Annotated in this window: 3 protein-coding genes, 1 tRNA gene and 1 pseudogene; 1 reads left to right on the top strand and 4 read right to left on the bottom strand. The window is 73.9% G+C overall.

The genetic code is table 11. The annotated features are described in order from the left end of the window. Positions 1-116: 116 nt before the first annotated feature. The 4 genes and pseudogenes from LCE31_RS29130 to LCE31_RS29145 form a co-directional block, all read right to left on the bottom strand. The gene (locus LCE31_RS29130; protein WP_225019484.1) at positions 117-1,613 is read right to left on the bottom strand and encodes a Cys-Gln thioester bond-forming surface protein; all 1,497 of its coding nucleotides are present in this window, start codon (positions 1,611-1,613) and stop codon (positions 117-119) included. Positions 1,614-2,429: 816 nt separating this feature from the next. Continuing rightward, positions 2,430-2,786, bottom strand: a pseudogene (locus LCE31_RS29135) (single-stranded DNA-binding protein); the annotation flags it as partial. 329 nt (positions 2,787-3,115) lie between these two features. Further along, complete coding sequence (locus tag LCE31_RS29140; protein ID WP_441349426.1) at positions 3,116-4,966, bottom strand: GTPase; 1,851 nt, start codon at positions 4,964-4,966, stop codon at positions 3,116-3,118. Positions 4,967-5,364: 398 nt separating this feature from the next. Continuing rightward, positions 5,365-6,960 carry an ATP-binding protein gene (locus LCE31_RS29145; RefSeq protein ID WP_225019488.1) on the bottom strand — a complete coding sequence of 532 codons (1,596 nt, stop codon included), beginning with the start codon at positions 6,958-6,960 and terminating at the stop codon, positions 5,365-5,367. Positions 6,961-7,277: 317 nt separating this feature from the next. Between LCE31_RS29145 and LCE31_RS29150 the strand changes: the two genes are divergently transcribed. Further along, positions 7,278-7,353: transfer RNA gene (locus tag LCE31_RS29150), tRNA-Arg, on the top strand. Positions 7,354-7,627 lie beyond the last annotated feature (274 nt).

Raw genomic sequence — 7,627 nt, forward strand, 5'->3', positions numbered from 1 at the left:
TGGGGTGGCCCCGCCAGGCCACCCGTTCCGATCAGGAATACGGACGGCCGACGGCCCGCGTTCACCGTGCGCCAAGATTTTCGCGAACGTCTTCTCCGGCCCGGTGCGGGCCGGCGTCACTCGCCCGCGCCCGAGGCACTCCTCCTGGTACGGAGCACGAAGATCACGCCGCCGCCGATCAGCACGAGCGCGATGGCCACCCCCGCCACCATCGGCGTCGCGCTGGACGAGCCGGTCTCCGCGAGGCCGCTGCCCGCGAGGTCCGTGGTGTCGCCGCCCGCCGGTCCGCCGACGGAGGCCGCGTCCAGGCTGGTGACGTCCTGGTCGGCCTGAGGTGTCGTGCTGCTGGTCCGGCAGTCCAGCGTGCCGGAGAACTCCTGCTCGAACCCGTGGTCGCCGGTGACCGTGAAGTCGTAGCGCTGGTCCTCGGAGACCGGCACAGTGATCGTCTTGGCCTTCCCCGCCGCCACGGTCTCCGCCTCGTCACCGAGCTCGAACCGGAACACGCCCTCGCCCCGGTTGGCCGCGGTGACGTCCACGCCGCCCTTGCCGCAGTCCTTCTGCGCCGTGAGCGTCGCGGCCGAGCCGCCCGGTGCCCAGCCGCCGGTCGCCGTCGCGGAGACCGTCGAGTCGCTGGAGCCTGCGAGGATCTGCGTCTGGCTCTTGTTGACGCCCGCGAACGCCCGCCCGACCGGAACGGACGCCGTGGCCTGCACGGTCATCTGCGCCGTGCCCGCGTTGGGCGCCCCGGGCCTGGTGCTCTCCGGCGCTTCGAAGTAGAGCTTGCTGCCATTCTTCGCCGTGGTGACCGGCTTGCCGTCCGCGTCGGTGATCCGGACCCCGCTCTCGGCCGCGTCGGCGGGCGGCACCACCGTCACGCTGTCCGCGTCCGTGCTGACGGTGACCGGCCCGATCGGCTGCCCCGCCTGCCCGGACACCGCGCTGGGAGTGAGGCTGAGCGAGGCGCGCGGCTCGGCCACGGTGCCGGCGTGCCGGGTGAGCCAGTCGGCGAGCCGCTCCGCCTGCGGGTCGGTCGCGTCCACGTCGGCGCCGTCCGAGAACCGCCAGATCGCCACCTGCGTCCCGGCCGCCGCGCTCTGCGCGGTCAGGGCACCGGTGTGAGCGGACCGGGCGAGCGCGGAAAGATCGTCGACCTGCGGATAGGAGTGCCGCAGAATCCAGAGGATCTTCCCCGCGTCGCGGTTGGCGCCGAGCGAGGTCTGGGCCCACGGCGTCTCGACGTACTTCGCCTCGTCCTGGACCGGGTTGTCGATGTCGACGCAGTACGTCTTGAGCTTGCCGCCGCCGTCCACGTTCATCTCGAACAGCCCGGCGTCGAGCTGTTCGTCCGTGCTCCGCCCGCCCGCGTCCTTCGTGTGCAGGACGGCACCGCCGTGCACGTCCAGGCCGTCGAGCGTGGCCGTCGCGCCTCCCGGGTGCTGGGGGGAGGAGTCGTCGGCGGCGGCGACGCCCGCACCCGACACCACGCCCAGGGCGAGCAGACCGGACACGACTGCCGCCGAGGCCAGGCGCACCGCGCCCCGCCCGGCGAGGCGCGCCCGCTTCCGCGCCCGGATGGAGCCGGGCTTCCGGACGAATGCGGCCGATTTCACAGAAAGCAACGAATTCCCCTTCGCCCGGAACCCCTTGGCGCGGGCTCGTGGACAACAGGAATCCTATGGAGGGCAGATGTGGGCGGATGACCTCCCGGCGACCTGAAGGCCGGACCGAATCACAATCGTTACGGGCCGCACGGAGTGTCGCGGGGATGGAGCGCCGAGCCTCCGCCGACCACCGCTGACCTGGGCTTTATTTGTCGACATGTCCTCAACCCCTCCGACACATCAGAAAGGTTGGGGCGACGCTTCACGCTCACCGTCCCCCACATGTTCCGCCGCCCGGTCCGGCTTCGGCGACCGGCTCCGCTTCGGCCGGTCCGGCTTCGACTGCGCCGGCTTCGACTGTGACGGCTTCGCTTGCGCCGGCTTCCGTTGGTCCGACTGCTGTTGCTCCGACTGCGGACGGTCCGGCTGTCGTTGGCCCCCGTGCGGATGGTCCGGCCTAGGATGGTTCGGCTCGTCCGCCTCGGCGACCACCGTACGAACCGCCCCTCCAACCGCCCCGTCAACCGTCTCTTGACCCGCCTCCGGCCGCGTCGCCCACCCCGTGACCGCGTCCGTGGCCCTACCCGCCTCCGGCCGCGTCGCCCATCCCGTCACCGCGTCCGTGGCCGCCCTCCCCGTCGCCGCTCCCGGTCCGCCGCCGGAACCCGCGTCGGCGGTGCTCCACGGCGGAGCCTCCGCCGTGTGCCGCGTCGGGTCCTCGGCCGGGACCGCCCAGGGATCGCGCTCCGCGGGCCGCCCTCCGCCCGCCCTGGCCAGCAGACCCGCCACCGCCTCGCCCTGCTGGGGCGTCCCCCTGGCGGACATCCGCGCCACCCGGCGGAACGCCGAGGTACCGCGGTTGAGGTCATGGCCCGCCGCCGCGGCCTCGATGTCCACGAAGGTCCTGCGCCTGCCCTCGCGCTCCTCCTCCCTGACCCGCAACCTGCCCTGCACCACCAGGGGTTCCCCGAGGGACACGGACGCCGCGAGATTGGCCGCCAGCGTCCGCCACGCCCAGACCGTGTAGAAACTCGTCGGCCCGTCCGTCCACTCCGCCTTGGCTCTGTCCCATCGCCGCACGGGAACGGCGAACCGGAAGCGCGCCACCCCGCCCGTCGGCGACTCCTTGAACTCCACCCCGGTCGCCACGTTCCCGACCAAGGTCACCACTGTCTCCGTCATGTCGACCCCTCCCCGACTCCACGCGTCACGCGTCACACGTCATCCGACAGCTGTCACTGGCTGTCACCGTCACGGACCCGTCGGTCCCGGCTCATGACCGGGGCCGTCGGCTCCTGGACTCAGAGTGACCGAATCGGCGGAGTCCTGCTTGCCCCTGTGGACAACCAGCTGTCGAACCGCTCGCGCGATCGCGGGCTGTGGACAACCCCGTCACCCGGACGAGCGAGCACCGGCCCCTCCAGGCCCGCCCGGGCGTTGCCGGGCGTTCGGCGCGTCCGGGACCACGACCCACGTGCCCCGCCTCGCAGGCCCCGGCCCTGCGCTCCCCGTCACAACCGGGCAGCGTGCCCGTGCGCACCCCGTCCCGTCAGGGTGTTCCCCGGCAGCTGCTCCGTGCCCGACACCGTCGCGAACTGCTCCCGCACCTCCCGGTAGCGCATGAGTTCGGCGGAGATGGGGTCGAGCACCTTCGCCCGTCCGCACCCGGCGGCCGTCTCCCGCAGCCGCCGCTCGACGTCCTGCCCGTACCGTCGGGCGGGCCCCCTCGCCGCCGCCGCGCACGCCCACTCGACCACGGGCCCGCCGACGATCCCCGCGAGCATCACCATCGCGGGCGGCAGCAGGCCAGGTGGCACGACGCCGAAGATCTGCCCGAGCAGCCACAGCGCGCCGAAGATCTGCAAGAGCGTCATGCCCGCCTGGACGAGCACGGCCGCGGGCCACCACGCGGGCCGCGGCGGGCGCGTGCTCGGCGCCGCGGCGCTGCCCGCCAGGTCGTCCAGCGCCTCGGGGAGCCCCTCCGCGCCGCGGACGGCCGCCTCGCGCACCGCGTGCGCCCAGGGGGCGGGCAGCCCGTCGGACGCCTCGTCGGCGACCGCGCGCACCGCCTGCTCGACGCGTTGCCTCGCGGTGGCCTCCTCCTCGACGACCTGGGGCTCCTGCGGCGGTTCCGCGCCCGGCGTACGCGTGCGCTCGTACCATCGCCACAGCCGCAGCCAGGGCGTGCCGCAGGCGCGGCCGGCGTTTCTGCGCCACTCGCGTTCCGCCGCCTCGCCCGCCGCGACCGCGCCGACCGCCCGGGCGAGCCGGTCGGCGAACTGCTCACGCGCTTCCTCACCGAGCCCCGGCCTTCCGTCCGCCAGGTACGCGGGCCGCAGACGTCCCGCCGCGGCGGCCACGTCGGCCGCGAGCCGCCGCTCCGCGGCCGTGCGCTCCTGCACGAAGCGGCCGAGCAGTTCCCGCAGTTCGCCGACGCCCTGGCCGCCGAGCGCGGACACCGCGAGCACGGTGGCGCCGGGCTCCTCGTACTCGCCGAGCGCCATCCCGTCCTCGTCCAGCAGTCTCCGCAGGTCGTCGAGGACCTGCTCGGCCGCCTCGCCGGGCAGCCGGTCGACCTGGTTGAGGACGACGAAGGTGACTTCGGCGTGTCCGGCCAGGGGACGCAGATAGCGCTCGTGCAGTGCCGCGTCGGCGTACTTCTCCGGATCGACGACCCAGATCACCGCGTCCACCAGGCCGAGCACCCGGTCGACCTGGTCGCGGTGCGCGGTGACGGCGGAGTCGTGGTCGGGCAGGTCGACCAGGACGAGGCCGTGCAGTTCCTCGTCGCCGTCGCCGCCCGCGAGGGGCTTGCGGCGCAGCCTGCCGGGGATGGCGAGCCGGTCGAGGAGCCCCGCGGCCCCGTCCGACCAGACGCAGGCGATGGGTGCGGAGGTGGTGGGCCTGCGCAGGCCGGTCTCCGAAATGGGCACTCCGGCGAGCGCGTTGAAGAGCGTGGACTTCCCGCTGCCCGTGGCGCCCGCGATCGCCACGACGGTGTGGCGCGAGGAGAGCCGCTGCCGCGTCGACGCCTCGTCCAGTACGCGTCCGGCCTCGGCGAGCACCGACGAGTCCACCCGTGTACGGGAGAGGCCGACGAGCTCGCCGAGCGCGTCCAGCCTGGCCCTGAGGGGACCCGCGTAGGCGCCGCCGATGGGGGTGTGGCCGCCACCGCCGGTGAGGAGGTTCTCCGGGCCGCGCTCGTCGGACCGCGTCCGGGCGCGGCGGGCGATGAGCCCGTCGTCCCAGCCGGGGGAACCGGGGCCGCGTGTACCGGGGCCGCGTGAACCGGGGCCGGTGGCCTGCCCGCCCCCCGTACGCCCCTCGGGGCTTCCGGAGAGCGGCGAGTCCGCGGACCGCACGGAGTCCCGGGAGCGCGGGGAGGGCTCGAACCGTACGGCGCCCGCCGGGCCGGCCGATCTGCCCGGCCGGCCGAAACCCCTGGTCTCGCCAGACCCGCCCCTCGCACCGGACGCATCGAACCCACCAGATCCACCGGAACCACTGGTCGCACCCGACGCACCCGGCTCCACGCCCCCACCAGACGGACCAGACGCTCTGGACCCACCGAACCCACCGCGATCACCGGACCCGCCGCGATCACCGGACCCGCCCGCGTTCCAGGGCCTGCCGCCGGCCGCCGCCCCTCCCCCGCCAGAACGGCCGCGTGCGCCGTTGCCGCCCGACCCGCCGGCCGTGCTTCCGGGGTCTCCGCCGGCGCCGTTCGCGTCGGCCACATCCACCACATCACTCACGGGGTTTACCTCGTCTCCTTCTGGAGTACGGACAGCGCGGCGATCAGTTCCGCCTGCGGCTCGGCGGCGACGCCCAGGGCCTCCAGGGGTGCGAGCCGCCGGTCGCGCTCCCCGTGCAGTACACGGTCGACATAGCCGGCGACGAGCTCCGCGCCCTGGTCGCGCAGCCGCAGCGCGCCCTGTGCGCCCAGCAGTTCGGCGAGCCGCTCCCCCGCCGTACGGGCGCGGCGCCCGCCCAGCAGGGAGGCGGCGAGCAGCGCGGAGACGGTCTCGGACTCGGGGGCCGCGTTACGGTCGAGTTCGCGCACCTCCTCCTCGGCGAGTTCGTCCAGCTCGCGCCGCCAGCGCCGGACCCGCAGGCCGATCCGCTCGACGGTCTCGGCGTCCTTGCCCGGCATCACCAGGCCGGCCGCCGCGGGTTCCCGGTCCCACACCCTGGCGATCTGCTCGTCGGCGGCGGCCACGGCGCACTGGAGGAGGGTTTCGAGGCTGGCGACGAGCGAGTCGAGCAGTTCGCGCGCCGTGCTGTCGCGGGGGTAGCCGCGCCAGCGTGTACGGGCGTCCCCGGCGAGCACCGCACCCTGCCGCAGCTGGCGGCGCACCCGCTCGGCCTCCGCGCCGTACGCGTCGTCCACGGCGCCCATCAGCCGCTCGGCCGCCGCGTGCTGGCTGGCGACGGCCGAGGCGAGTTCCGGCATGCGCGCGTCCAGCGAGCGGACGACCCCGGTCGTCGTACGGACAACGGTCTGCTGCCGGGCCGCCGGATCGTTCGCGCGGTGCACGAGCCAGGCGCGCAGCGGCGCCACGGCGGTCATGGGCAGCAGCCCGCTTCCGCCGCCGGTCGACTCGGGGAGTTCGGGGATGGTGAAGCGCGGCACCTCCCCGAGCCCCGCGCGCGTCAGGAGCGCGGCGTACTGCCGGGACACCTCGCCCATCATCTGGTGCGGGACCCGGTCGAGGACGGTCACGAGGGTGGCGTCGTACTCCTTGGCGGCACGCAGCAGGTGCCACGGGATCGCGTCGGCGTAGCGCGAGGCGGTGGTGACCATCACCCAGACGTCCGCGGCGCAGATCAGTTCGGCGGCGAGCAGCCGGTTCTCGACGACGAGGGAGTCCACGTCGGGGGCGTCGAGGAGCGCGAGCCCCCGGGGCAGGCGTGCCTCGGTCTCCACGACGAGGAGGTCGCGGCCGTCGGCGCCGCGGGAGGGGGCGGGGATGTGCTCGCGGTCCTGGGGGAGCCACACACGGGTGAATCCGGGCAGAACGCGGGTTCCCGCGAACCAGTGATGGTCGTCGGGGTGGCAGACCAGCACCGGCGTATGCGTGGTGGGCCGCAGCACCCCCGCCTCGCTGACCTGACGCCCGGCCAGGGAGTTGACGAGGGTGGACTTCCCGCCGCCGGTGGACCCGCCGATGACCGCGAGCAGCGGGGCGTCGGGCTCCTTGAGCCGGGGCAGCAGGTAGTCGTCCAGCTGCGCCAGCAGTTCGCTCCTGCTCTGGCGGGCGCGCGGCGCGCCTGGCAGAGGCAGGGGAAGACGCACGGCAGCGACACGGTCGCGCAGCGCGGAGAGTGCGTCGATCAGCTCAGGCCGTACTTCCAAGGTCACCACATGCGAAGAATGCCCAATTTAGGATGGTTTTTGAAGCGTATAGCCCCCTCTGCGCGCCGATAGAATCCGAGCGAGTACCGTACGGGGCACCCAGAGGACACATGGGACGAGTGGGGCGCAGGCATAACGAGTGCACAACACCCGGGGCGTGGACGGCGAAAACCGCTGCGAGATCGGAATCCGCCTGCGATTATCAGTTCGCTTCACTGAACCTCCACATCGTGCCACGCACGTGAAGCAACCGGGCCAAGGTGAGCGGACCCCTATCCTTGACCCGGCCGGTCTCCGGACCGGTCCAGCACCACCCGGCCCCCGTAGCTCAGTGGATAGAGCAGGCGCCTTCTAAGCGCTTGGCCGCAGGTTCGAGTCCTGCCGGGGGCGCCAGCGGAACGCCACGCAGAGCGTGGTGTTTTCGCAGGTCAGGGCCTCGCAGGTTCCGCTCCCGAAACGCGACGAACCTTGCCTTCACCAAGATCAAAGTCCGGCTAGAGACAGCGAACCCCGGCTCTCTACGGCTGGTCATTCCCATTACGTTCCCACGGGAACGGGGGGGGGGGGGGGGGGGGGCCGCGCGCCGGGGGGCCCGCCCCCCCGGGGGGGGGGGGGCGCGGGGGGGCGCGCGCGTAGAGGGGGGGGCGCGGGGGGGGCGCGGGGGGGG

The organism is Streptomyces sp. 8L (assembly GCF_020176795.1).
Classification (GTDB): Bacteria; Actinomycetota; Actinomycetes; order Streptomycetales; family Streptomycetaceae; genus Streptomyces.